This window comes from Actinocorallia populi, assembly GCF_002995495.1.
In the GTDB taxonomy this organism is placed as follows: domain Bacteria; phylum Actinomycetota; class Actinomycetes; order Streptosporangiales; family Streptosporangiaceae; genus Actinocorallia; species Actinocorallia populi.
In genome coordinates this window covers 52,506-77,218 of record NZ_PVZV01000005.1, presented here as the reverse complement: position 1 = coordinate 77,218, position 24,713 = coordinate 52,506, and the positions used below count along the sequence as shown (strand labels likewise).

The following is a 24,713-nucleotide window of genomic DNA, read 5'->3' as shown; positions in this document are numbered from 1 at the left end:
CGTCCCCGGAGCGCCAGCCGCAGGAGGCGCGGTTCCGGGGATACCGAAGAACGCAGGAGTCCGTCTCGCCCTCGCTGCGATGAATGATCACGAACCTAGTGAGGCGCACCGACAAATCGGCTGAATTTGCGAAATCAGTCTTCGATCGGCGGGTCCGCGCGGCCCGGGAGGCGCCCGCCGAGCTCCGCGGTGACGGCCTCGGCCGCCGCGACGAGGGCGGCGCCCCTGCGGGCGATCTCGGCGCCGGTGAGCGTGGCGCCGACCTGGAGGGCCAGGACGAGCTCCTGCGCACCGTCGGCGTCGTAGACGGGGGCGGCGATGAGATGGACGGGATGGCGGACCCCGGGGCTGAGCTCGGCCTCGAGGTAGACGCGCTCCCCCAGGTCGGACAGCAGCTCGCCCATCAGGGCACGGGCCTCCGGGGGGAGGTCGCGGGCCGCGGCGTCGTTCAGCAGGGAGTACAGGCGCATGCCCGCCGGGGTGAGGCTCTCCACGAGGTAGCCCGAGGCGCGGCAGCGGGCCGTGATGGTGCGGAGGCGGCCGCGGTCCAGGGTGACCGGGAGGGTCGGCTCCTTGGCCAGCCAGCGTTCGAACGCCTCGTCGTGATCCCACAGGACGTACATCAGGCCGCTGGGCGGGGCGAACGGGTAGCGCTCCCCCACCCGGGCGGGGGTGAGCCCCGGGGCGGCGAGCGCGTCGAGGACCATGATCTCGTCGTCGACGACGGCGGAGACCGTGGCGGCCGTGCGGTGGCGGGCGACCAGCGGCTCGAGGTGGCGGCGCGCCGCCCCGGTCGCGGCGAAGCCCCGCTGGGCGGCGCGGCCCGCGGCGATGAGCGCGGGGCCGAGGCCGTAGGCCAGGGTGCGGGGGTCGCGGACCAGGTAGCCCGTGGCGGTCAGCTCGGTGAGGATGCCCAGGCAGGTGGGCTTGCTGATGCCCAGGTCGCGGGCGAGCTCCGACAGGCCGAAGCGGCGGCCGCCCGACGTGGCGAACCGGTCGAGCACCGCGACCACCCGCGCGGTCGGCGGTGAGCGCCGGGCTCCGCCCATTGACCCCTCCCTGGAACGCGTTCTAATGTCGCAGCACAGAAATCTACCGCATCGGTCCATATTTGTACCGCAAGGAGCAGCAGGTGGCCACAGAGTCCTTCGGCGCGGCGATCGCCGAAGCCGAGCGCATCATCCGCTCGGCACCGCACATCAGCACCGAGCAGGACCTGGCCGAGGGCCTGGACTACCTCGCCGGGAGCATCAAGGCGTCACTGCACCTGGCATGGGCCTACGAGCGCGACTTCCCCTTCTTCGTCGCCTCCACCGGCCCGTACAGCAAGCTCGGGCTCGACAACCCCGACACGCTCTACTTCCACGCCTACATCCGCGACGACGCCGAGTACGTCGTCACGGGCCGCCGGGGCACCACCGCCGACCTCAGCTTCCAGGTGATGAACGGCGACTACAGCCCCGCCAGCTCCCCCGACAGCCTCACCGCGTTCGACGACCGCGAGCTCGAGATCGCCCCCGACGGCACGTACGAGGTGCGGTTCGGGCCGGCGAAGCCCGACGCGGGCCCGAACTACTTCGCGCTCGCGCCCGGCGCGGCGATGCTCATCGCCCGCGAGGTCTACAGCGACTGGGCGAACGAGCGGCGCGGCGAGATCCGCATCCACCGCGCCGACACCCTCGGCATGGCCCCTCCCGCGGCGACCGAGCAGCTGAGCGCCAAGCGCTTCGGCGTCGCCGGGCGCATCCTCGTCTCCCGGATCAAGACGTTCCTCGCCTTCCCCGAGTGGCACTACCTGGACCTGCCGGTCAACACGCTCACCGAGCCGCGCTCCACCCCCGGCGGCCTCACCACGCAGTACTCCTCCGTCGGGCACTACGACCTGGCCGACGACCAGGCCATGGTCATCACGGTGCCGGCCCCCGCCAAGGAGCTCGCGCCGTACTTCGGCTTCCAGCTCGGCAGCCTCTGGTACGTCTCGCTCGACTACATCAACCACCAGACGAGCCTCACCGCCGACCAGGCCCGCGTCGACCCCGACGGGATGATCCGCTACGTCGTCGCCGAACGCGACCCCGGCCTGGCCAACTGGATCGAGTGCACCGGGCACCGGCGCGGCTTCCTGCAGTTCCGCTGGCAGCGGCTCTCCCGGGCGCTCAACCCCGAGGAAGGGCCCCGCGTCGAGGTCGTGCCGTTCGACGAGCTGCCCAAGCTGCTGCCCCACCACGAAAACCAAAAGGTGACGCCGCAGGAGTGGACCGACCGGATCGCCGTGCGTCAGACGGCCGTCGCGCGAAGGATGCTGGGCTGATGCTGCTGCAGGACAAGGTCGTCATCGTCTCCGGGGTCGGGCCCGGCCTGGGCCGGAGCCTGGCGCTGCGCTGCGCCGCCGCGGGCGCCGACGTCGTGCTGGCGGCGCGCACGCCCGAACGGCTGACCGAGGTCGCCGGGGAGGTCGCCGCGCTGGGCCGCCGCGCGATCACCGTCCGGACCGACATCACCGACGACGACTCGTGCCGGCGGCTCGTGGACACCGCGCTGGCGGAGTGCGGGCGGCTGGACGGGCTGGTCAACAACGCCTTCTCGATCCCCCCGCTGGCCGACCTGGGCGACACCGACCCCGACGGGATCCGCGCCGCCATCGAGACGAACGTGTTCGCCGCGCTGCGGCTGACCGGCCTGGCCGCCCCGGCGCTCGCCGAGCACGGCGGCTCCGTCGTGATGGTCAACTCCTCGGTGCTGCGGCACTCGCGGCGCACGTTCGGCGCGTACAAGATGTCCAAGGCCGCACTGCTGGCCCTCGCGCAGAGCCTCGCCACCGAGCTCGGGCCGCGGGGCGTGCGGGTCAACACGATCGCGCCCGGCTACATCTGGGCCGACAACCTGAAGTTCTACTTCAAGCACCTCGCCAAGGAGCGCGGCGTCCCCACCCGGCAGGTCTACGAGGAGACCGCGGCCGACATCGACCTGCGCAGGCTCCCCGAACCCGACGAGATCGCCGACACCGCGGTGTTCCTGCTCTCCCCGCTCGCCCGGGCGGTCACCGGGCAGTGCCTCGACGTCAACTGCGGCGAGTTCCACCACTGACCTCCGGAGGCCCACCGATGAGCACCGTCGGCACCGCCGAGGACCTCCACGCCTCGGCCACCAAGATCACCGGCCTGTCCGACTTCGGGGAGGACGACTACCGCGACGGCCTGGCCGTCCTCCTCGACTCCTACGAGCGGGAGGCCGCCCTCACCCCGCTCGGGGTCAAGGCGGCCCGCGCCATGGTGCGCGGCTCGCTGGGCGCCCGCCTCCTGGCCGAGCAGGCCTGGCGGCAGAACCCCCAGTACGCGGACGTCCCCGTCGAACGCCCCATCTTCGTCACCGGCCTGCCCCGCACCGGCACGACCGCGCTGCACCGCCTCCTCACCGCCGACCCGGCGCACCAGGGCCTGGAGGTGTGGCTCGCCGAGATGCCGCGGCCCCGCCCGCCCCGCGAGACCTGGCCGGACGACCCGTTCTTCCAGGCCATCCAGGCCGGATACCAGCGGCACCACGTCAAGCACCCCGAGTTCATGGGCGTGCACTACATGTCGGCCGACATGGTGGAGGAGTGCTGGCAGCTGCTGCGCCAGTCCCTGCGCTCCGTCTCGTTCGAGTGCCTGGCGCACCTGCCCACGTACTCGGCCTGGCTCGCCGACCAGGACTGGACGCCCGCCTACCGCAGGCACCGGCGCAACCTCCAGCTCATCGGCATGCCCGACGCGAACCGCCGCTGGGTGCTGAAGAACCCCAGCCACCTCTTCGCCCTGGACGCGCTGCTGGAGGTCTACCCCGACGCGTTGATCGTCCAGACGCACCGCGCCCCCCGCACGTCGATGGCCTCGATGTGCAGCCTCGCCGCGCACAGCTCGTCCGGCTGGTCCACGGCCTTCGAGGGCCCGGTGATCGGCCGCTCCCAGCTCGACCTGTGGGGCCGCGGCCTGGACCTCTTCCGCGCCGAGCGCGCCAAGCACGACCCGTCCCGCTTCCACGACGTCGACTACGACGCGTTCGTCAGCGACCCCGTCGGCACCGTCGAGGGCATCTACACCCGCTTCGGCCTGCCCTTCACCGACGAGGCGCGCGCCGCGATGGCGGCCCTGCGCACCGAGAGCGACGCGGGGACGGGCCGCCCGTCCCACAGCTACTCGCTGGAGGACTTCGGCCTCACCCCCGAGGAGGTCGACGAGCGCTTCGCCGGGTGACCCGTCAGAACGGGTAGGTCGGGGCCTTGCCGCGCATGGTGATCCAGCGGGTCTCGGTGAAGGCCTCGACGTTGGCGGCGGGTCCGCCGAAGCGGGAGCCGGTCCCGGAGGCGGCGACGCCGCCGAAGGGGGCGTTGGCCTCGTCGTTGACGGTCTGGTCGTTGATGTGCACGATGCCGGTGGGGATCTTCTGGGCCAGTTCCCAGCCCCGCATGGCGTCGCCGGTGACGATGCCGAGAGACAGGCCGTACTCGCTGGTGACGGCCAGGCGTACGGCCTCTTCGGGAGTGGTGAAGCGCGCCACCGGGGCGACCGGGCCGAAGACCTCCCGGGCGAAGGCGGGCGTGTCGGGGGTGGCGTCGGCCAGGACCGTGGGGCGGTAGAAGAGGTCCTCGTAGGTGCCTCCGGCGGCGAGGCGGGCCCCTCCGCCGGTGCTGGCGGAGACCAGGGCGTGGATCTTGTCGCGCTGTCCCGCGTCGATGACCGGGCCGAGGGCGACCTGCCCGGTGGCGGGGTCGCCGACGGGCAGGGCGCTCGCCTTGGCGGCCAGGCGGTCGACGAACTCGTCGTACAGGCGCTCGTGGACGAGGTGGCGGCCGGTCGTCATGCAGATCTGGCCCTGGTGGAAGAAGCCGCCCCAGGCCGCGAGGTTGACGGCGGCGTCCAGGTCGGCGTCGTCCAGGATGATCAGGGCGGAGTTGCCGCCGAGCTCCAGGTGGGCGCGCTTGAGGTGGCGTCCGGCCAGCTCGCCGACCCTGCGGCCCGCCTCGGTGGAGCCGGTGAAGGAGATGACGCGCACCAGCGGGTGCTCCACCATCGCCTGGCCGACGTCCGCGCCGCCGGGGAGCATCTGCAGGACGCCCGGGGGCAGGCCCGCCTCCTCGAAGATCCGCGCGATCGTGACGCCGCCGGTGACGGCGGTGCGCGGGTCCGGCTTGAGGATCACCGCGTTGCCCAGCGCCAGCGCCGGGGCGACCGAGCGGATGCCCAGGATGATCGGCACGTTGAACGGGGAGATCACGCCGACGACGCCCGCGGGCATGCGGGCGGCCATCGACAGGCGCGGCTCCTCGCTGGGCAGGAGCTCGCCGTAGGAGCGGCCGGGCAGCGCGGCGGCCTCGTGGCACTCCTGCTCGGCGTTGTGCACCGCGAATCCGGCCATGCCGGGGACCGCGCCGACCTCGCGGATGTTCCACCAGGAGATGTCCTCGGCGTGCTCGGCCCACAGCGCCGCGGCCCTGCGCAGCACCGCGGCCCGCCGCGAGTGCGGCAGCGCGGCCCACTCGCGCTGCGCGGCGGCGGCGCTCTCGGCCGCCCGCGCCAGGTCGCCGGTGCCGGCGATGCCGATGGAGCCGAGGGAGGCGCCGGTGGCGGGCTCGCTCACCTCGGCCGTCCCGCCGGAGCCGGGCTCCCACGCGCCGTCGATGAAGATCTTGTCCTGCCACTGGGCCGCGTCGAGGAGCACCTCGTGTCCTTTCACCGGGTCGGACTCCGACCGACCGAATGTAGGCACCGGGCGTCCCGTTCCTCAACCAGGTGTTCTCCCGGGTCGTGTCTTCTTTGTCCCACGGGCCGCGCGCGCCGCCGCCCGGCACGTTCCGGGAAAAGTAGTGGACGGGCCGCCGTAGGAGGGCGATCATCGAGGACATGTCCAGTTCACAGGGGAATCTCCGGCTTCTTGATACGCAGCTTCCCCAAGGCGAGCCGGAGCTCTCCTGGGTCATGAACGTCGACGACGCCGACTCCCCCCGCGACGTCATCGACGCCCTGGCGCTCCAGCGGTTCGTCCGCGGGGAGCACCCGCACTCCAAGTCCACCCGGCTGGAGCGGGTGCGGGCCGACGCGCCGCTCCGCCCCGCCGACTCCACCGTGCTGCGGAGCGCCGAGGAGGACGGGGGCGGGTCCGTCCTGGCCGCCGGAGAGGGATACGCGCTGCGCGCGGTCCGGTGGCCGGGCGGTTCGGCGCAGGTGGAGGTCACCGCGGTGAGCCGCGAACTGGCGGCCTCCGTGCTGGAGGAGTCGGTGCGCGACTCCACCGAACCCGCCCCCGAGGACGAGAGCCGGGTGGAGATGGGGTTCTGGCACGCCGGAACGAACTCCCCCATTCGCCGGGAGCGGTCGATCTCCGCGCCTTCGTGGGCGGACATCCGCGGCAACTACCCGTCCGTGGCGGCACCCGCCCTGGACAGGCTCATGCGGCTCACGTCCGAGGGGCTGACCGGCCGCCTCCTGCTGCTGCACGGGCCTCCGGGCACCGGAAAGACCACCCTGCTGCGGGCGCTGGCGCGGGAGTGGTCGTCCTGGTGCCAGGTCGACTGCCTGCTCGACCCCGAGCGGCTGTTCTCCGACCCCGGTTACCTCATGAGCGTCGCGGTCGGCGCGGACAGCGACGACGACGCTCCCCGCTGGCGGATGCTCCTCCTGGAGGACTGCGACGAACTGATCCGCGTCGAGGCCAAGCAGAACACCGGGCAGGGCCTGTCCCGGCTGCTCAACCTGACGGACGGGATGCTCGGCCAGGGGCGCGACGTCCTCATCGCCATCACCACGAACGAGGACCTCTCCCGGCTCCACCCGGCGGTCATCCGCCCCGGCCGGTGCATGGCCCAGCTGGAGATCGGCCGCCTCCCCCGGGACGAGGCGTCCGCGTGGCTCGAACGCTCCGGGACCGCCCTCCCGCCCGGCGAACGGATCGCGCCCGAGGGCTCGACCCTCGCCGAGCTCACCGCGCTGGCCTCGGCCTCGCAGCAGATCACCACGGCTCCCGCCGCCCCCGCCGAAAGCCCCGGCCCCTACCTGTGACGTCCGGGCGGGATCCCGCCCCGGGCGGAACCGGTCACGTCCGGCCGGAATTTATTTCACGAGTAAAACACTTGTAAGCTATATGTTCGTGTGTGCTCTCGACAGGTGGTCACTGCGCCCCCGGTTCCCCCTCGCGGGGGTCCTCGGCGTCGGCGCGCGGGACGAGATCTGGTGGAAACGCGCGCTGAGCGCGGTGATCGCGCTGGTCGTGCCGGACTTCGCGCTGCTCGCGCTGGGACGGCTCGACCTGGCGGTCTACACCTCGGCGGGGGCGATGTGCGCCCTGTACGCGCACGCGCTGCCCTACCGGGCGCGGGCCCGGATGACGGCGTGGATCGGGCTGGTGATGACCGGCACCGTGGCCGCGGCGATCACCGCGGCGAGCCTGACGGGCTCGGCGGTGCTGCTGGTGGCGGTAGGGGCGCTGCTGGCCGCGGGGCACAGGCTCTTCACCGAGTCGCTGCGGGCCGGACCGCCGGGAAACGTCGTCCTGACGTTCATCGGGGCGGCCTGCGCGTTCGTTCCGCACCGGCTCGGCGAGGTGCCGAAACACGTGGCGCTGACCGCGCTGGGCGCGGCGTTCGCCTGGGCGGTGGTGATGGCGCCCGCCCTGCTCCGGCCGCACGGACCCGAACGGCGGGCGGTCGCGCAGGCGCTGGAGGCCGCGGCCGCGATCGACGGGCCCGCCGGGAGGCGGCGTGCGGCGGCGGCCGTCAACGCGGCGTGGCGGGCGGTCCTGGCGGCCCGCCCCTCAGGGCTGGAACGGCTGATCGTCCAGGCCGAGGAGGCGCTCGTCCGGACACCCGACCCCGTCCCGCTGCGCAGGTGGGCCCGTGCCCTGCGCGAGACGGACACCGTTCCGGACGTGGGCCTGTCCGGCGAGCAGCACGAGGAACTCGTCGGGCTGGCCGCGGAACGCAGCGCCGCACGGCCCGTGAAGATACTGCCGGGACTCGTCCCGGTCGTCCTCCGGACACTGCTGGCGACACTGCTGGCGGGCTGGGTGTCGCTGCTGGCCGGGGTCGGGCACCCGTACTGGGCGCTCGTGACGGCCGCGGCGGTGTGCCAGGCGAACGCCGTACTCTCCTGGACGCGCGGGCTCCAGCGGGCCCTGGGGAACTTCGCGGGCCTCGCGGTCTTCACCCTGCTGCTGCCGGTCAGCCGGACGGGCGCCGTAGCGCTGATCCTGCTGATCCTGGCCTGCCAGGTCGCCGCCGAGGCGTTCATCCCCCGCAACTACTGGCTCGGCACCGTCTTCGTCACCCCGATGGCCCTGCTCATGACGGAGTTCGCCGCCGCCGAGCCCGGTTTCGTGCTCGTCACCGACCGGTGGCTGGACACCTGCGTCGGCGTCGCGGCCGGCCTGCTGGCCTGCCTGCTGGTGGTCGACCGGCGCGCCGCCCACCGCGTCGACCTGGCCCTGGAACGGCTGGAGCGGACCCGGGAATCCTCCCGTACCGTCGCGCCCGTCCCCGCCGCGACGGCCCTGGCCTCCGCGCTGGCGGAGCTGCGGGACTCCCTCGAGACCGAGTCCGGGGAATGGTGGCGGCGCGGCCTGCCCGAGGAGCGCATCGTTCAGGCGGAGCGCGACGGCCACCGCGAACTGGCGCGGCTAAAGTCGCTCCCGTGAAGGACACCGAGGACGTCGTCGCGCGGGTGCTGCGCCAGTGGGAGCAGGCACTTCCCGGCGTGGACACCTCCCCCATCGCGGTGATCGGCCGGCTGACCCGCTGTCACCTGCTGCTCCAGCAGGCCGAGCACACCCCGCTGGCCCGGCACGGCCTGTCCCGTCCGGAGTTCGAGATCCTCGCCGCGCTGCGCCGCGTCGGCGGCGAACTCACCCCCGGCCATCTGGCCCGCGAGACCTTCGCCTCCGGCGCGGCCGTCACCAAGCGCCTGCGCGCACTGGAGGACCGCGGCCTGGTCTCCCGCCGCACCGACGACCACGACCGCCGCGTCACCCACCTCTCCCTCACCCCCGAGGGCCGCGCCCTCATCGACGAGGCGCTCCCCGCCCAGCTCGCCCACGAGTCCGCCCTCCTCTCCGGGCTGGACGAGACGGCCCGCACCGAACTCGCCGACCGCCTCGCCGAACTCCTCGTCCTCCTCGAAGGCCGCCTCGGCGGCCTGTGAGCGCGGCCGCCGGGCGGATGACATCCGGACGGCGAGAGCCGCCCCTCCGCCCTTCACCCCGTCCGTTCCTCTACTCTCGAAAGTGACGCAGAGTAACGGAGGTATACATGAGCGTGACCGATGAGCTGCTGGCCAACAACGAGCGCTACGCCGCCTCGTTCGCCGAGGGGAACCTGCCATCGACGCCGGCCAGGGGCCTCGCGGTGGTGGCGTGCATGGACGCGCGGCTCGACATCTACAAGATCCTCGGCCTGCGCGAGGGCGACGCGCACGTCATCCGGAACGCGGGCGGGGTCATCACCGCCGACGAGCGGCGCAGCCTCGCGATCAGCCAGCGCCTCCTGGGCACCACCGAGATCATGCTGATCCACCACACCGACTGCGGCATGCTCGCCTTCACCGACGACATGTTCAAAAGGCGGCTCCAGGAGGAGACGGGGGTGAAGCCGGACTGGGCGGCCGAGGCCTTCGACGACCTGGAGGAGGACGTCCTCCAGTCCATCAGGCGGATCCGGGTCGATCCGTTCATCCCGTACACCGACGAGATCCGCGGCTTCGTCTACGAGGTGGAGACCGGCCGCCTCCGCGAGGTCGGGCAGCGGTGCCTCCCGCATGTGGAGGAACCGCTGGACGGGAACCTCGCCGGAGGCTGACCACCGGGGAACGCGCTCATCGCGCCGGCCCACCCGGCGGGCGGTGCCCGGGAACAAAGGGCGAGGCCCCGCCTTCCGTTTCCGGAAGCGGGGCCTCGGCGCCGGCCGCGGGAGCGCTCAGGCGTCCCCGTGCGTCTCGCGTCAGTAGCGACCGCGGTGGTGGGTACGACCGCCCCGGCCCATCAGGGCGGCGGTGGCGCCCACACCCACGGCGGCCAGGACGACCTGGAAGGCCAGCTCGATCCAGTCGACGCCATCGGTGGTGGCGACGCCGACGCCCTGGGCGAGCAGGGTGCCGATGATCGCCGCGACGATACCGACGCCCACGGTCAGCAGCACGCCGATCGACTGACGGCCGGGCAGGATCAGGCGGCCGAGCATGCCGACGATCGCGCCGATGACGATGGCGGTGATGATTCCAGTGACGGTCATTATGCCTCTCCGAACGCGAAGTCAAGTGATGTTGTTGGCATTTCTAGATCTGCCCGTGCCGCAGGACTTGATGCAGATTTTATGCAAAAGAGATCTATGTCACTTGACAGTCTCCGGTGTTTAGTGATCGGCGCGGCCGGTAAGCGCGCGTGAAATACCGGTGAAACGGAGGCGCTTCAGGTGGTAGCGTTCGGCGGTCGGCCGCGGGACTCCGGCGCGACTTCCGGGACCCGCCTATACAGCGAAGCTTCGCAGTTCGCGCTCCATTCCCCGGCCGACCCCACGCCACCGGGAGGAGCCCATGCGGGACGAGGCCGACCTCATCGCGGCCGAGGACGTGCTGCTGTTCGTCAACGCGGCGATCACCTCGACGGGGCAGCGTGAGTTCCACTCCCAAGGCGGCGGGCAGGGGCTCTCCCTGGACTTCCTGCACCACTACCTGCTGGGCAACTACCGCGACCTGTACGCCGCGTCGCTCGCCCTGGACGTCAACGACCACAACGCCGCGCTGATCATCCAGAACCTCCTGTGCACCTCGCGCGAGGCAAAGGACCCGCGGGCCGAGGGGCGGCTCATCGCGCGGAAACTGGAGACGCTGCCTCCCCAGCGGGTCTACCGGTTGTTCCGGCGGCTGCGGCGCGCGCGGGTCAACAACCGAAGGACGCGCGCCATCATGCGCGACTGGCTTGCGGGACGGCCCGATCCGGCGTTCGACGCGGTGAAGTACCGCGGCGGGCTCAAGGATGCCGTGCGTCACATTCACCTGAGCCTCGACCGGGAACTCGGGACCTTTCTCTTCACTCCGCACCGCGGCGGGCGTTACTCCGCCCCCCTGATGAACGCCTGGGTGCGCGCGCACTTTGCGCAGGAGGCCATTTATGAATTGCCATACACGGTGGCGGAAGGGTTTGCGGCCAAACACGGAGTGAAGAGAAGCGCCTTTCTGGGGCGGATCGAACCCCGGCTCACCCGGCTGGAGCGGCTGCGCCTGCAGGGATCGGGGGGCGAAGCCGTCCGAGCCGACCTGACGGCGATGCCGCTGACGCGGCTGGCGTCCTATGTGCTGTCCCTGGGGCTCGACGAGCGTGCCCGTCGCCATGACGAACTGGTCGAAGCGCTGCGCGCGGCGGCCCGCAGGTGCGCGGGCGGGCTCGCGGGGAGCTGGGGGGCGGTCTCCGCCGTCCTGGACGACAGTTTCTCCGCCTACGGCTCGGCGCAGAAGCGGCGCCGGCCGCTGGCGGTGGCGCTGGCCTGCCACTACCTGCTGGAGGCTCTCGCGTCGCGGTACACGCCGCTGTGGTTGTCGGGACGGCGGGACCCGCTGATGGTCCGCCCGTACGGGGCCACTCCCCTGGGCGAACGCATCCTCGACGCACTGGAGACCGCTCCCGAACGGCTCGTCATCGTCTCCGACGGGTGGGAGAACTCGCCACCCGGCCTCGCCGGTGAAGTGCTGCGGGTATGGCGCACCCGGCTCGATCCCGCCCGCGCCTGCGCCATCGTCCACCTGAACCCGGTGTACGACGCGGCGGCCTTCGACGTGCGCCGCCTGTCCCCCACCGTTCCGACAGCGGGCATCCGCGACGCGGAGAACCTCGTCGCGCTGGTGGAACTGGCCGGGTTCGCCGAAGGACGCACCGGGTTGGCCGAGTTGCGCGCCCACCTGGACCGGCGGGTGGCGGACTTCCTGGGGGAGAAGACGTGAACGGGATCGCGTTGAAGGGACTGACGACACGTCCGGCCCAGGCCTGGGGCGGGGTGCGGCTCGTCCCGCTGGTTCGCGACTCGCCGATCGAGGACCTCCGCCTGGACCCCCGCATCTACAGCGCGTACGGCGTGGTGGACGTCGGCGTCCGCATGACGTACTCCACCTACATTCCGCACGGCTTCGTCGCCACCTGGACCTCTGACGGCTCACCCGCCGCGACGTACGGCACCCAGCTGCGCGCACCGGGCACGCCGGAACGGCCCCCCGCCCACATGCCGCTGCGTTTCCACCACCGCATGGCACGCCGTACGGACAAGAACCGGCTGCGTTTCCTGCCTCTCCACCTCGCCTTGGAGGGCTACCTCACGTTGCACTTCGGCGGCCCGGAGATCATGTGGGAGGAGTGGTCGCACCGCGCCGTCAGACAAGGACTCTCTCCCCGCGTGGAGGAGGCGTACAGCGGCGCCGCCATCACCGGCTTGGAGGAGGCCCTGCGCGTCTTCGAGATCCACCACGGGCAGTGCGGCGTCCTCGTCTACGTCGCCGACGCCCTGGCCGCCGCGTTCGTCGTCCCCCACCCCGCCGACTACCGCGTCCTGCACACCACGCTCGTCAACGACCTGTACGGCGAGCTGATCTACCACTACGGCGTTCTCAGCCCGCCCGTACCGGACTTCCACGCCAGGCTGGACGACACCCGCATCCGCTCCCTCGCCGACCTGAGATCCCAGGCCCGCGAGCAGCAGGAGGCCTGGGCCCGTTTCCACGACCGCCTCATGGCGGGCGCCCTCCTGGACGGCGTCTACACGTCCGGGACCGTCTACGACCTCGGCCCCTACCGCCTGTCCCGCCTCCTGCCGTCCTTCGAACGCCGCCGCGAGAACCACCTGGCCGAGACCATCACCGACTCCTCCGGCACCCTCGCCTACCTGAAGACCTTCCGCCTCTCGGAGAACCAGGTGCGCCGCGGCCACCTCCTGAGCACCCTCGCCGCCGCGGACTGGCACCTGGCCGACACCGCCACCGCCCTCGGCATCACCCTGCCCGCCCTCGTCCACCGCATCGAATCCGCCGGCTTCGCCTCCCTCCTCCGCCAGGACGTCCGCGACCGCTACCGCAACCCCGCCCCCGAAACCGCCGCCCACCGCCCCTGACCTCACCCCACCCAACCCGGCCACCGGCCCACCCGAAGCCCCCACCCCTGAAGGCAGAGGACGGCACTCCTGGCCCCGCCCCGCCCGGCCGAGGCCACCGGCCCGCCCGGAGTCCTCAGGTCTGGAGGCAGAGGGCGGCGTCCCTGACCTCGGTGAGCTCGGTCGTCCAGTCCGCGGGGCTGTGCACGGGGGCCAGGACGAACTTGGAGATGCCCGCGTCAACGAAGCGGCGCAGGTGGGCCTCCAGGTCGTCCAGGGCGGGGACCAGGTCGGCCAGGGGCGCCGGGCCGTGGACGGCGCGGGCTCTGGCCAGGCGCTCTTCGGGGACGGTCCCCCGGTGGTAGGGGATGGTCGCGCCGAAGTGCTCGGGGTCGATCTCGCGGCCCGCCTCGGCGGCGGCGCGCTCCACTTTCTCCCGTCCCGCGGCGGCCTCGGCGGGGGTGACAAAAGCGGCCAGCCACCCGTCGGCCAGACGCCCGGTGCGCCGCAGCTCGGCGTCCGAGCTGCCGCCCATCCAGACGTCGAATCCGCCCTTGACCGGTTTGGGGAGCACGTTCAGCGCGTCGAAGCGGAACCGCTCCCCGTGGTGGGTGACGGCGTCCTCCGCCCAGAAGCGCCGCAGCAGCGGCAGCAGCTCCTCGAACAACGCCACCCGCTCGTTGCGCCGCACCCCGAACGCCTGGTGCTCCTCCTGCCTCCGCTGCCCCAGCCCGAACGCCGGCAGCAGCCGCCCGCCCGTCAACCGGTCGAGCGTGGCGAGCTGCTGCGCCAGCAGCGCCGGCTGCCGTCCCGGCAACGTCATCACCGCGGTCCCCAGCTTGATCCGCGACGTCACCGCCCCCGCGTACGCCAGCAGCGCCACCGGGTCCCCGCCGGCCCCGGTGGCCCGTTCCGTCACCCACAACGAATCGAACCTCAACCGTTCCAGCTCCTCCACCAGCGCGGTGAAGTCCTCCCGCTGCGGTTCCCTGGTCCCCGGCGCGTACCCGATCCGTATCTTCATGCCTCCGACGCTAGGCGCCCGCGCCCCGCCCCACAAGAAACCCGTCAGGCCCCTGGACCGACCAGCCGCTCGAGGAACTGCCGCGTCTCGGCATCCGTCGAGTAGAGCACCGTCCCGATCATGCCCCGGGTGAGCAGCACCTTGTATGTGTGCTTCACGAGCCGCTCGTACTCCGCCGGCGAAGTGTCCTTCCTGAACACCGGATCCCTCGTGCCCTCCCTGACCGCGACGAACCGGCCGTCCCGGACGACGAGATCGGGCCCGAGAATGACACCGCTCCAGTCGTACTCGAACCCCTGAGCGGTGTAGACGCATCCGACCTGCCCGAACCCGCCCGGCGAGGTCGCCCACAGGGAACTCGCGGGCGCGTTTCCGACGGCCCTGTCGCTCTTGACGTTCCAGGGCCGGGCCCAGCCGCCGATCCGCACGTCCGGCACGAGGGAGCCGTCCCCCTCCGGCTCGCTCCACGGCCAGCAGTACCCGGCCGTCATCCGCGCCGAGAAACCGGCTTCGTGCTCCCGCTCCAGCCGCGCCTCCAAAGCCGCGGGGCTGTCGGCGACCTCCACCCGGAAGTGGTCGTCCTCACCGGTCCAGGGGACGGGGCCGTCGCCCCGAAGGCCGAGCAGCCGCAGCACCCAGTCCTCGTACAGCGCGCTCCCCCCGCACCGGAACTGCCCGTCCAGGGCGATCTCGTGGACCTTGAAGCCGCGGCTCTCCGCGTACGCCCGGATCTCCTCGGGGCTGCCCAGCTCCCCCGGGCGGACGACCTGGTTCCGGTCGAGCAGGAAGACCGGGACCCTGGCCACCGAGATCAGCTCGTCGAGCTGCGGCCTGCCGGTCCGGAACGCGGCCCTGGTGTAGCGGTTCGCCGACGTCTCCCTGATCCGGTGGGCCTCGTCGCAGATCAGGACGTCCAGCGAGTTCTTCTCCGCCGCCATGAAGCTGTTGAAGTACTTGAACAGCGATTTGACCCGTCCGGAGCCCTTGCCGACGTGGTTGCGCAGGGTGGTCGTGAACGCCGAGGAGCCCGTCGCGTGCAGCGCCGTCCTGCCCTGCCGGAACAGCTCGCCGAGCACCGACAGCGCGATGACGCTCTTCCCGCTGCCCGGACCGCCGGTCACGATGACGACCTCCTTGGAGTCCGCACGCCGGGAGGCCTCCACCGCGTGCAGCACCAGCTCGTAGGCCAGCCGCTGCTCGGCCAGCAGGACGAACTGCTCCCGGTCCTTGATCTCCGCCGCGCCGAGTTTCATCAGCTGCTTGGACGGACGGACCGCGCTGTTCATGAGCCGGTCGGCGGCCTCGGCGCCCGATCGGGGGGAGAAGCGTTCTCGCAGGTATTCCTGGAACGCGCCTCTCCTGCTCTTGGTGAACAGCCGTCCCTGCTCCGAGTCGGCCTTCGGCAGGAGGTCCGCCACGTCCAGGTCCTCGGCGTTGTGCAGGTAGGCGGCTCCGGCCGGGCCTCTGCCGTCGAACACGCCCACGAAGTCGCGGAGGTACTCGCAGTAGCCCCTGACCTGGAGTGCGGGGTGCAGGCGCGGCCCGCCGGGCGCGCCCTCGACGAGGACCAGGTCCGGGTCGTCCTCGTACAGCTCGGCCCGGCTCCACTGCTTGAGCTCGACCACCAGGTAGGCGTCCCCGCCGCCGTGGTCCACCCCCGCCAGGACCACGTCGGCGCGCCGGCTCGTGAGCGGCAGCTGGTACTCCACCAGCATCTCGACGCCGCCGAGCCCGGCGTCCACCAGGTCCCGCGCCAGCACGGGCAGGCTGCGGTCCCAGGACCTCCGCTCGGCCGGGCCCGGATTCCCGTTGGTGGACCTCCGGAGCTGTTCGGCGATGCGATCGCTCAACTTCTGTTCGGCGGGCGAGGCCAACGCGGCCAGGCTTTCGGCGGAATGCCGGAATGCCGTCACGAACCCACTCCCGGGCAGCACGAGATCTCGTGCGGGTGGGAGCGTGTCCGAGATCGAACGATCGTGCGGAAGCCCGTCGGGCCGCTTTTACGGGAACAGGGTAGCGAGGAACGGGCTTCGCGGGGCGGCCGTTCTCGCGGGCCCGGGTGGGCGGGAGGGGCGCGGGTTCAGCGGGTTCGGCGCCGTGCCGGCGGGAGCGGGGCGAGGGGGGTCGCGGCCAGGCGGGTGAGGAGCGGGCCGGCCAGGGCCAGGAGGAGGACGTAGGCCGAGATGAGGGGGACCAGGTGGGGGGACTGGGGGGCGGCCAGGCCGACGATGATGATGGAGAACTCGCCGCGGACGGTCAGGGCGGTGCCGGCGCGGAGGCGGCCTCGGGCGGCCACGCCGTCGCGGGAGGCCGCGTACCAGCCTGTGGCGATCTTGGTGGCGGCGGTGACGGCGGCCAGGGCCGCCGCGGCGGGAAGGAGGGGGAGCAGCGCGGAGAGGGTGACGGACAGGCCTATGGCGACGAAGAAGACGGCGGCGAAGAGGTCGCGCAGCGGCTCCATCACGGCGCGGGCGCGGTCGGCGGCCTCGCCGGTGAGGGTGAGGCCCACCAGGAAGGCGCCCACCGCCGCCGAGGCGTGCACGGCTTCCGCGAGCGCCGCGACGATCAGGGTGATGCCCAGGATCCGGAGCATCGACTGCTCGGCCTCGGGGTGGGTGACGACCCGGCCCACGCGGTGGCCCCAGCGGTAGGAGCCCGCGAAGGCCGCCGCCAGCGCGCCGAGCGCGACCAGGACGCCCAGGGCGGCCTGCCACCAGGTGCCGCCGACGGCCAGGACGGCCAGGGGCGGCAGGTAGGCGGCCATCGCGAAGTCCTCCAGCACCAGGACCGCCAGCACCGCCGGGGTCTCCCGGTTGCCCAGGCGCCGCAGGTCGCTCAGCAGGCGGGCGATGATGCCCGAGGAGGAGACGTAGGTGGCTCCGGCCAGGGCCAGGACGCCGACGCCGTTCAGGCCCAGCAGCCAGCCGGCCGCCGCGCCCGGCAGCGCGTTCAGCACGAGGTCCACGCCGGCCGAGGGCACGTGGCGGCGCAGGCTGACGGCGAACTCGGCGAGGGAGAACTCCAGGCCCAGCGCCAGCAGCAGGAGCACCACCCCGATGGACGCGCCGACCTCCACGAACTCCGCGGCCTCGGGGACCGGCGCGAGCCCGCCGTCCCCCAGCGCCAGGCCCGTGAGGAGGTACAGCGGGACCGGCGACAACGTCCAGCGGCGCGCCAGCGAACCCAGCACGCTCAGCACGACCAGGATCAGGCCCAGCTCCAGCAGGAACGCGACCGAGATGTCCAAGCCGCTCAACCCCCGAAGAGCCGTTCCACGCCGAGGATGCCCTCGGCGGTGCCGATGACCACCAGGACGTCTCCCGTCTGCAGCATCCGCTCCGGCCCCGGTGAGGCGATCACCTCCTCTCCCCGCACGACCGCCACGATCGACGCGCCCGTCAGGGTGCGGGCCCGGCTGTCCCCCAGCGGCCGCCCGGCGTAAGGGCTGCCCGGCAGCACCTCGACCTGGCCCGCGTTCAGCCCCGGCACCTCCCGCGTCAGGTCCGCGAAACGTTCGGCGATCCGCGGCGCCCCGAGGATCTGCGCGAGCGTCTCGGCCTCGTCCCCCGTCAGCCGGAACACCGGCCGCGACTCGTCCGGATCCCCCTCCCCGTACACCACCACCTCGAAGTCGCCCGACCGCCGCGCGATCACCCCGATCCGCTCCCCGTCCCGGTTGGTGAACTCGTACCGCAGCCCCACCCCCGGCAGGAGCACCTCGTTCACATCCATACGGCCCCTCCCTCCCGACCGGCCCTTTCCCACCCTGGCACGGAAAGTGACGTGCCGGTTTCACGCTGTGGATGACGGGGATGCCTGGGTCGGGCGGACGGAAGAACGGGGACGGGGAGATGCAGGTGGATCTGCGGGGCAGGAACGCGCTGGTGACGGGGGCCGCGCGGGGGCTGGGGGCGGCGATCGCACGGCGGCTGGCCGGGGCCGGGGCCATGGTGTGGGCGGCCGACGTGCGGGAGAAGGAGCTCAAGGAGCTGGCGCGGGCGCTCGGCGAGGAGGGGCTGGCGGTCCAGCCGCTGCTGCTGGACATCCGGGACAGGACGCAGGTCGCGGCGGCGGTGAGCGACGTCTGGCAGGCGTCGGGCAGCCTGGAGATCCTGGTGAACAACGCCGCGGTCGACGTCAGCAAGCCGATCGAGCACCTGACGGCCGAGGAGGCCGACCTGGTCATCTCCACCAACCTGCTGGGCCCGATCCACCTGTGCCTGGAGAACTACCGGCGGATGATCCGGCAGGGCGGCGGCCACATCGTCAACATCCTGTCCACCGCGGCCAACCGGACCTGGACCGAGGCCGGGCCGTACGCGGCGAGCAAGACGGGGCTGCGGGCGTTCACGCACACCCTCTTCAAGGAGGCGCAGCGCGACTGCCTCGGCATCGGGGTCACCGGCATCATCGCCGGAGGCATGGAGACGCGCTTCATCCTCGAGCGCTTCCCCGACGCCGACACCGGCAAGCTCCAGGATCCGGACATCGTCGCCGACACCGTCATGTACGCGCTGTCCGTCCCGGCCGGCAGCGTCGTCGGCGAACTCGTCATCGTCCCGCGCAACGAGCCCTCCTGGCCCTGACCTCAGACGTTGCGGAGCGCGAAGTCCAGCGAGAGGGCGAAGCACTCCGCCACTTCCCGTTCCGGCAGGCCGACCCACAGGTGGTCCGCGCCTTCCACGGGGTGCAGGGCGGCGTCCGCGCCCTGGGCGCGCAGGGCTTCGGCCAGACGGCGGGACTGGGCGAAGGGGACGAGGCCGTCCTCGGTGCCGTGGAGGACGAGGAAGGGCGGCGCCTGCGGGGTGACGTGGGCGACGGGGCTCGCGTCCCGGGCCCGCCCGGGGGCTTCCGCGGGAGGCGCGCCCAGGAGGAGCGCCTCGAAGGTGCCCGGATCGGACGGGTCGAAGCGGCCCGGGGGATGGTCCTCGGCCAGGGAGGCCAGGTCGGACGGGGCGTACCAGGTGACACAGCCGCGTACCGTTCCGGCGGGGGCGGTCAGCGCCGTGAGCGCGGCGAGGTGGCCGCCCGCCGACTCCCCCCACAGAACGGTCCGTTCCGGATCCAGGCCGAGCTCGTCCGCGCGGCTGCGCAGCCATGCCAGGACCCGGGCGAGGTCGTCGCGCTGGGCCGGGTGGACGGCCTCTCCGCTGAGCCGGTAGGACGGGCAGGCGACGGCGAAACCGGCCTGGACGAGCCGGGCGAACGGGCCGGGTCGCCATGAGTGGAACCGGGGACCCATGTCCTCGCGCAGGCCGGTGCGCCAGGCCCCGCCGTGCACGAACACGATGACGGGCAGCGGCCCCGGCGCCTCCTCGGGGAGCCACAGGTCCAGCTCCAGCGGACGGCTCCCGTCGGGAACGTGGTAGACGGCTCCGCGCAGCAGCCGCACCCCGGGCTCGGGGCGCGCCGCCGGGGGCAGCGGCAGGACCGCCGGGTCCGGGGGCGCGAGCAGTTCGAAGGGGAAGCCGGTCACGGGCGTCCTCCGGTCTCGAGGCGCGGCAGGAGGGTCAGGGCGTTGGCGGTGGTGAGGGACTGCCAGGTCTGGCCTTCGACGGGCGGGGGCGCGGCGGCGAAGGACGCGGCGTGCTCGAGGGCGGCGGGCGCGGGCGTCCAGCAGTAGTCGCTGCCGTACAGCAGCCGATCGGGGCCCACGAGGTTCAGCAGCGCGGGGATCTGCCGGGGGAAGGCCGGGCCCGCGGTGTCGTAGTAGAGGCGGCCCAGCTGGGTGAGGGCGTCGGGGGCGCCGGTCTCGGACGGCATGAACAGGCGCATGAAGCCGTTGATGCGGTCGGCGAGGACGGGCAGGGCTCCGCCGCAGTGCGGGACGACGACCTTCAGGCCGGGGTGGCGGTCGAGCGTTCCGGCGAACAGCAGGTCGGTGACGGTGCGGGCGGTGTCGAAGACGAACTCCACCATCGGGCGCGGCCTGCCGAGCGCCGACTTCTCCCAGCACACCGGCGAGGTCGGGTGCAGGAACACCGCGGCTCCGCGGCGGCCCAGTTCGGTGAACACCGGCTCCAGGCGCTCGTCGCCGAGGTAGACGCCGTGGGTGTTGGTCTCCAGGACGACGCCGTCCGCGCCCAGCACGTCGAGGGCGTGGTCGATCTCGGCGAGCGCGCCGTCGACGTCGGGCAGGGGCAGGGACGCGAAGAGCCCGAAACGTCCGGGATGGTCGCGCACCACGGCGGCGCCGTCCTCGTTGACCTCGCGCGCCAGGGCGCGGGCGGCGGCGTCGTCGCCGAAGTGCACGCCGGGTGAGGAGATCGACAGGACCGCGGTGTCGACGCCCGCCTCGTCCATCAGCTCCAGGTGCGCGGCCGCCGACCAGGAAGGCCAGGCCGGGACGCCGTCGGGCCGTTCGTGTCCGGCGGCGCGGGCGCGCTCGAGGTAGGAGTCGGTGACGAAGTGGGCGTGGACGTCGATGAAGCCCGAGGACATGGGCTCCTCCTTGTCGGAGTCGGGGTCGGAGGCGGCGGCGCGTGCCCGGGGCCGGCGCGGCCGCCTCGGAACGGGTGCGGGTGCGGGCGGGATCCCGGATGGCCGCGGTGCGGGTGCGGGCGGGATCCGGGTCGCCCGCCTGTTCACTGCTCGGGGCCGGAGGCGGGACGGCGTCGGGAGAGCAGGGCGGTGACGGCGCGTTCGCCCGCGACGATGCCGAGGAGGCCGGTCAGCCCGATGAGGGGCGGGGCGGGCGAGGTGATGCCCAGCGCCCAGTACACCGCTCCCATCAGCAGGCCCGCGCCGAACGCGACGGCTCCCCGCCGGGCGAAGCCCTTCAGCGGGCGGGCGTTCACAGGGCTTCCAGAAGGGCCTGGCCCGCCAGCATGCCGAGGAGGCCGAGCAGCGCGACCGGGGGCGGTGCCGGGGAGTCCACCCGCACCGCCGCGTACAGGACGCCGACCAGCACGCCCGCCGCGAGCGCCTTGAGGTAGAGCACGGCTACGACGCCCTCCACCGGTGGTCGGGCAGGAACCGCACGTCGTACTCCTGCGGCACGGTGCCGAACTTGTGCGGTTCGGGGACGACCGGGGCCTGGGGCAGGCCGAGCTCCTCCACGGGGGCGCCGAGGTTCTCGAAGAAGCGCTCGAACGTCCCGCCGGGGCCGGCCGCGACGCCGATGATCAGGCTGTGGTGGCGTTCGATGCGGTAGGCGTGCGGGCAGTTCTTCGGCACGAACCCGAAGTCGCCCTGGGTCAGCAGCTTCTCGTGCGGCTCGCCTTCGAGGTCCTCGACGAACAGCCGGACGGCCCCCTGGCCGATGTAGAAGACCTCGTACGTGTCGGGGTGGGAGTGCGACGGGATGGTGTCGCCCTTGGGCCCCTCGCAGGTGAAGAAGTTGAAGGTGCCCTCGGTCTGCTCCCCGCCCGCGTAGACGGTGAACAGGTCGGTGAACAGGTGGGCGCGGTCGCCGAGGCCCTTCTCGATGAAGTAGGGCCTGCCGGGCTCCGGGGGGATGGACGAGCGGGTCCGGTACCGGGTGGCGTATTCCATGGTCATGGCGGGGCTCCGTCTCTCTCGACTGATGTCAGGCTACCTGACATAGCGTGGGGGATCCAAGGGCCGGCCACCGGTAACTTGATCCGTGGAGCCGGGATCCTCCGGCCCGCCGCGAGACGACCTTCCGGGGAGAGATGACCGAGCGAAACCTGCCGCAGCTCCTCGGCGACGCGCGCCGCTGGTTCGACGAGGCGCTGGCCGAGGCGATGCGGGCGGCGGGCGAGAAGCCCGTCACCATCGGCCAGCAGGCCGTCTTCGCCGCCCTGGACCCCGGCGGCACGACGGTCGCGGAGCTGTCGCGCCGCATGGGCGTGACCCGCCAGAGCACCCACCAGGCCGTGCAGGCGCTGGTGCGGCTCGGCCTGCTCGAGCAGTCCCCCGACCCCGCCTCGGCCCGCCGCCTGCGCACCGTGATGACCGAGGAGGGCCACCGGGTGGACCGCGTCGCCCGCGCCCAGATCGCCCGCCTGGAGGAGGAGCTCGCCGGACGCATCGGCGGCGCCGCCCTCCGGGAGCTCCGCCGCGCCCTGTCGGCGGACTGGGGCCCTCCGTTCCCCGAGGACGCCTGAGGAGTCCCCGGTTTCGCGGCGATCACACCGGGGAGGCCTCCGACGGAACGCGTCCGACAGGAGGTCCGCCATGCAGCCCGGCCTTGCGCCCGTCTCCGAAGCCCACTACGACCGGGTGGCGATCATCACCGGCGCGGACTCGGGGATCGGCAAGGCGACCGCGGTGACGCTGGCCGAGCAGGGCTTCGACATCGGCATCACCTTCCACTGCGACGACCTCGGCGCCCAGCAGGCGGTCCACGAGATCATGGCGCACGGCCGCCGCGCCGCCGTCCGCCGCCACGACCTGACCGACCCCGTCACCGCGTCGGAGGCCGTCGACGAGCTGGCGGACGAGCTGGGCGGCCTCGGCGTCCTGGTGAACAACGCGGGCACCGGCAGCAGCACCCCCCTGCTGGAGATGGACTTCGAGGACTGGCGTTCGGTGCTGTCCGTCGACCTGGACGGCGCCTTCCTGTGCTCCCAGCGCGCGGCCCGCCGCATGGTGGAGCGCGGCGCGGGCGGCCGGATCGTCAACGTGACGAGCGTGCACGAGGAGTACCCGCGGGTCGGCGCGGGCCCCTACTGCGCGGCGAAGGGCGGCTTGCGGCTCTTCTCGCGCGTGCTCGCCCTGGAGTTGTCGTCGCACGGCATCACGGTCAACACGGTCGCGCCGGGCGAGATCGCCACGCCCATGACCGGCCAGCACGACCAGCCGCCGCGGCCCGGCACCCGCCCCGGCTACCCGCTGGCCCGGCCGGGGGACGCCCGCGAGGTCGCCGCCGCCATCGCCTTCCTGGCCTCCCCCGCCGCCTCCTACATCACGGGCGCGTCCCTGTTCGTCGACGGCGCCCTCGGCCTGATGGGACCGCAGGCGGCGGGCGCGCTCGACACCCCGGACTGGCGCGAAGGCTGACCCGCCGAGGGCGTTCTGTCCTTGTCGACTCGATGAACACCTGCTGCTTTGCCAGGTGGCCCTCACGCCCTCGCCACGGCCGCCCTCTTCCAGCACCTCCCGGCCCGGGGCGGCCCTCCCCAGGACAGCTCGTCCCGGCCCTCGCCCCCCGCCACGCGTTCCCACCCCGCGCCTCTCCCCCGCCGGAGCCCTGCTGCGGCACTTCCACGCGATCACCGCCCCGCACCACTCCCCCGCCTGGGTCCCGCTCCGGCGCCTTTCCCGCGATCATCGCCCCGTCAGCGGGTTCCCGGCGTCATTTCGGCTTCCAGCCGGAGAAGGCCTTCTGGACGTCTTGGGGGGCGTGGGCGAGTGCGGTGGTGTCGACGTCGGCCGCCGTGACGTGCGGGAGGTGGATAAGGAGGTCGAAGGCTTCCAGCGGGTTCAGGTCGCAGTAGGACGCCCCGTTGCCGGCGCGGTGCGGCGTGGCGGCCCGGACCGCTTCGGCGTCGGCCGGGGACAGGTTTCGCAGGTCGGTGGCAAAGGGCCCGTCGTGGCTGGCGTCCATGAGGGCGTCCAGGCTGCCGGGTCGCGGTGCCTCCATCTCCGTGAACAGCGTTCCGGTGGCGAAGTCGGGGCCCACGTTGAGCATCTGGCCGGTTCCCGAGGTCGTGCCGATGGCGAGGTAGCCGTCGCCCAGCCGGTCGGCGAGGTGCAGGCCCGCCATCGGCACCGGAGGGATGCCGGGAAGGGCGACGGGCCGGCGCTGGACGTGGCCGTTGTGGGCGGCGAGGACGACCCTGCCCTCTTTGCGCAGGATCATCTCGACGGTGTCCGCGATCGCGGCGTCGCGGCCGGACATCGCGGCCCACTGGTCGCCGCGGACCATCGCGCGGACGACCGTGTCGAGGGCCGCCGTGATGGCCAGCGAACGCGATGCGCGTTCGTAGGCCTCGACGCCTGTCCGCTGGACGTGGTCCACGCGACCGGCCGCCATGCGTCCGGCGAGGTCGGCGAGGCTCGCGGTGAGGGCGTCCTTGGCCGCGGGGGCGAGGCCCATGTAGGCGGAGAAGGCCTCGGGCGCGGAGAAGGCCGACGTCGCGGCGAAGCGCGCGGCCGTCTCCCGGATGCCCGGGTCGATCCGGAACTCCGGCTCCGCCTCCGCGAGGTAGGCGATCACGGCGTCCAGGCCGGGCAGCAGGGACGCGTTCGAGCCGGGCAGGTCGATCCCGTAGAAGCCGACCGGGCGCTCGGCCGCGCCGTTGTACCGCCGCATCCACTCCAGGTGAGCGCGCATCTGCGTCCACATACCCATCAGTGACGTCATGCCGTTGGCCATGACGTCGCCGAGCGCGTCTCCGCCGCCCCGGACCCAGCCGTCGACCAGCCGCCCCTCGACGAACCCGGTCTCCATCGCGTAGGCGCCGAACCCGTGCCGTTCGACCAGGTAGCGCAGCAGGCGGTGGCGCAGCCGGAAGAACTCGCGGTTGTAGTGCGCGCTCTCGCCGATCGCCACCACCCGGGCGTCGCCGATCGCCTCGTCCAGCCGGCTCAGGTCGTCCAGCGGGCCGTCCGGGTCCAACGTGCGCAGCGGTATGACCGCCGCGCCGCCCAGCCGTGCCGCCGCCCTCGTGCCGTCCATGGCCGCCCCCT

At 72.8% G+C, this 24,713-nt stretch carries 25 protein-coding genes; 12 read left to right on the top strand and 13 right to left on the bottom strand.

Translation table 11 applies throughout. From position 1 onward, the window contains the following. Nucleotides 1-134: 134 nt before the first annotated feature. Complete coding sequence (locus C2865_RS20575; RefSeq protein ID WP_106400164.1) at nucleotides 135-1,049, bottom strand: helix-turn-helix domain-containing protein; 915 nt, start codon at nucleotides 1,047-1,049, stop codon at nucleotides 135-137. 83 nt (nucleotides 1,050-1,132) lie between these two features. Between C2865_RS20575 and C2865_RS20570 the strand changes: the two genes are divergently transcribed. Genes C2865_RS20570 through C2865_RS20560 form a run of 3 tightly spaced genes read left to right on the top strand, consistent with a single transcriptional unit; the run spans nucleotide 1,133 to nucleotide 4,232 of the window. Continuing rightward, nucleotides 1,133-2,311, top strand: a complete 1,179-nt coding sequence (locus tag C2865_RS20570; RefSeq protein ID WP_106400674.1) for a hypothetical protein — start codon at nucleotides 1,133-1,135, stop codon at nucleotides 2,309-2,311. Beyond that, nucleotides 2,311-3,087 (top strand): SDR family oxidoreductase, encoded by a 777-nt coding sequence (locus tag C2865_RS20565; protein ID WP_106400163.1) that lies wholly within the window; start codon nucleotides 2,311-2,313, stop codon nucleotides 3,085-3,087. The genes C2865_RS20570 and C2865_RS20565 overlap by 1 nt, the downstream gene beginning before the upstream one ends. 17 nt (nucleotides 3,088-3,104) lie before the next feature. Then, the gene (locus C2865_RS20560) at nucleotides 3,105-4,232 is read left to right on the top strand and encodes a sulfotransferase family protein (RefSeq protein ID WP_106400162.1); all 1,128 of its coding nucleotides are present in this window, start codon (nucleotides 3,105-3,107) and stop codon (nucleotides 4,230-4,232) included. 4 nt (nucleotides 4,233-4,236) lie between these two features. On the opposite strand, the gene C2865_RS20555 is transcribed toward C2865_RS20560, so the two are convergent. Beyond that, nucleotides 4,237-5,697 (bottom strand): aldehyde dehydrogenase family protein, encoded by a 1,461-nt coding sequence (locus tag C2865_RS20555; RefSeq protein WP_106400161.1) that lies wholly within the window; start codon nucleotides 5,695-5,697, stop codon nucleotides 4,237-4,239. A 182-nt stretch (nucleotides 5,698-5,879) separates the two neighbouring features. On the opposite strand from C2865_RS20555, the gene C2865_RS20550 reads away from it, so the two are divergent. The 4 genes from C2865_RS20550 (at nucleotide 5,880) to C2865_RS20535 (ending at nucleotide 9,820) form a co-directional block, all read left to right on the top strand. Beyond that, nucleotides 5,880-7,034, top strand: a complete 1,155-nt coding sequence (locus C2865_RS20550; protein ID WP_232835733.1) for a DUF5925 domain-containing protein — start codon at nucleotides 5,880-5,882, stop codon at nucleotides 7,032-7,034. 82 nt (nucleotides 7,035-7,116) lie between these two features. After that, nucleotides 7,117-8,664 (top strand): FUSC family protein, encoded by a 1,548-nt coding sequence (locus C2865_RS20545; RefSeq protein ID WP_106400159.1) that lies wholly within the window; start codon nucleotides 7,117-7,119, stop codon nucleotides 8,662-8,664. Continuing rightward, nucleotides 8,661-9,167, top strand: coding sequence for a MarR family winged helix-turn-helix transcriptional regulator (locus C2865_RS20540; protein WP_232835732.1), 507 nt, complete (start codon nucleotides 8,661-8,663; stop codon nucleotides 9,165-9,167). Before C2865_RS20545 ends, C2865_RS20540 begins: the two co-directional genes overlap by 4 nt. A gap of 107 nt (nucleotides 9,168-9,274) precedes the next feature. Beyond that, a complete protein-coding gene (locus C2865_RS20535; protein ID WP_106400157.1) occupies nucleotides 9,275-9,820 on the top strand; it encodes a beta-class carbonic anhydrase in 546 nt (181 codons plus the stop codon). Between the two features lie 141 nt (nucleotides 9,821-9,961). Here the strand turns inward: C2865_RS20535 and C2865_RS20530 are convergent, their stop codons facing one another. Continuing rightward, nucleotides 9,962-10,252 (bottom strand): GlsB/YeaQ/YmgE family stress response membrane protein, encoded by a 291-nt coding sequence (locus tag C2865_RS20530; RefSeq protein WP_106400156.1) that lies wholly within the window; start codon nucleotides 10,250-10,252, stop codon nucleotides 9,962-9,964. Between the two features lie 301 nt (nucleotides 10,253-10,553). On the opposite strand from C2865_RS20530, the gene C2865_RS20525 reads away from it, so the two are divergent. Then, nucleotides 10,554-11,957 carry a hypothetical protein gene (locus C2865_RS20525; RefSeq protein ID WP_106400155.1) on the top strand — a complete coding sequence of 468 codons (1,404 nt, stop codon included), beginning with the start codon at nucleotides 10,554-10,556 and terminating at the stop codon, nucleotides 11,955-11,957. Then, nucleotides 11,954-13,114, top strand: coding sequence for an ARPP-2 domain-containing protein (locus tag C2865_RS20520; protein WP_106400154.1), 1,161 nt, complete (start codon nucleotides 11,954-11,956; stop codon nucleotides 13,112-13,114). The genes C2865_RS20525 and C2865_RS20520 overlap by 4 nt, the downstream gene beginning before the upstream one ends. Nucleotides 13,115-13,229: 115 nt before the next feature. On the opposite strand, the gene C2865_RS20515 is transcribed toward C2865_RS20520, so the two are convergent. The 4 genes from C2865_RS20515 to C2865_RS20500 all read right to left on the bottom strand — a co-directional run bounded on the left by C2865_RS20515 (nucleotide 13,230) and on the right by C2865_RS20500 (nucleotide 17,849). Beyond that, entirely contained in the window at nucleotides 13,230-14,117 is an 888-nt protein-coding gene (locus C2865_RS20515; protein WP_106400153.1) for an LLM class flavin-dependent oxidoreductase, read from the bottom strand. Nucleotides 14,118-14,161: 44 nt separating this feature from the next. Continuing rightward, complete coding sequence (locus C2865_RS20510; protein WP_106400152.1) at nucleotides 14,162-16,030, bottom strand: DUF2075 domain-containing protein; 1,869 nt, start codon at nucleotides 16,028-16,030, stop codon at nucleotides 14,162-14,164. A gap of 167 nt (nucleotides 16,031-16,197) precedes the next feature. Then, complete coding sequence (locus C2865_RS20505; protein ID WP_106400151.1) at nucleotides 16,198-17,364, bottom strand: cation:proton antiporter; 1,167 nt, start codon at nucleotides 17,362-17,364, stop codon at nucleotides 16,198-16,200. Nucleotides 17,365-17,369: 5 nt separating this feature from the next. Beyond that, nucleotides 17,370-17,849, bottom strand: a complete 480-nt coding sequence (locus C2865_RS20500; protein ID WP_106400150.1) for a cation:proton antiporter regulatory subunit — start codon at nucleotides 17,847-17,849, stop codon at nucleotides 17,370-17,372. Nucleotides 17,850-17,968: 119 nt separating this feature from the next. Here C2865_RS20500 and C2865_RS20495 point away from each other — a divergent pair, with 119 nt between their 5' ends. Beyond that, nucleotides 17,969-18,703 (top strand): SDR family oxidoreductase, encoded by a 735-nt coding sequence (locus tag C2865_RS20495; RefSeq protein WP_106400149.1) that lies wholly within the window; start codon nucleotides 17,969-17,971, stop codon nucleotides 18,701-18,703. A 2-nt stretch (nucleotides 18,704-18,705) separates the two neighbouring features. Here the strand turns inward: C2865_RS20495 and C2865_RS20490 are convergent, their stop codons facing one another. The 5 genes from C2865_RS20490 to C2865_RS20470 form a co-directional block, all read right to left on the bottom strand. Further along, complete coding sequence (locus tag C2865_RS20490) at nucleotides 18,706-19,593, bottom strand: alpha/beta hydrolase (RefSeq protein WP_198653475.1); 888 nt, start codon at nucleotides 19,591-19,593, stop codon at nucleotides 18,706-18,708. Next, complete coding sequence (locus C2865_RS20485; protein ID WP_106400148.1) at nucleotides 19,590-20,558, bottom strand: amidohydrolase family protein; 969 nt, start codon at nucleotides 20,556-20,558, stop codon at nucleotides 19,590-19,592. The genes C2865_RS20490 and C2865_RS20485 overlap by 4 nt, the downstream gene beginning before the upstream one ends. A gap of 143 nt (nucleotides 20,559-20,701) precedes the next feature. Then, nucleotides 20,702-20,914, bottom strand: coding sequence for a DUF1427 family protein (locus C2865_RS20480; RefSeq protein ID WP_198653474.1), 213 nt, complete (start codon nucleotides 20,912-20,914; stop codon nucleotides 20,702-20,704). Beyond that, nucleotides 20,911-21,057, bottom strand: coding sequence for a DUF1427 family protein (locus C2865_RS20475; RefSeq protein ID WP_106400671.1), 147 nt, complete (start codon nucleotides 21,055-21,057; stop codon nucleotides 20,911-20,913). The genes C2865_RS20480 and C2865_RS20475 overlap by 4 nt, the downstream gene beginning before the upstream one ends. Before the next feature lie 2 nt (nucleotides 21,058-21,059). After that, a complete protein-coding gene (locus C2865_RS20470; protein ID WP_106400147.1) occupies nucleotides 21,060-21,617 on the bottom strand; it encodes a quercetin 2,3-dioxygenase in 558 nt (185 codons plus the stop codon). Between the two features lie 134 nt (nucleotides 21,618-21,751). Here C2865_RS20470 and C2865_RS20465 point away from each other — a divergent pair, with 134 nt between their 5' ends. Beyond that, complete coding sequence (locus tag C2865_RS20465) at nucleotides 21,752-22,186, top strand: MarR family winged helix-turn-helix transcriptional regulator (protein WP_106400146.1); 435 nt, start codon at nucleotides 21,752-21,754, stop codon at nucleotides 22,184-22,186. 70 nt (nucleotides 22,187-22,256) lie between these two features. Continuing rightward, nucleotides 22,257-23,081, top strand: coding sequence for an SDR family oxidoreductase (locus tag C2865_RS20460; protein ID WP_106400145.1), 825 nt, complete (start codon nucleotides 22,257-22,259; stop codon nucleotides 23,079-23,081). A gap of 295 nt (nucleotides 23,082-23,376) precedes the next feature. Here the strand turns inward: C2865_RS20460 and C2865_RS20455 are convergent, their stop codons facing one another. Continuing rightward, nucleotides 23,377-24,702, bottom strand: a complete 1,326-nt coding sequence (locus C2865_RS20455; RefSeq protein WP_106400144.1) for an erythromycin esterase family protein — start codon at nucleotides 24,700-24,702, stop codon at nucleotides 23,377-23,379. Between the last annotated feature and the right edge of the window lie 11 nt (nucleotides 24,703-24,713).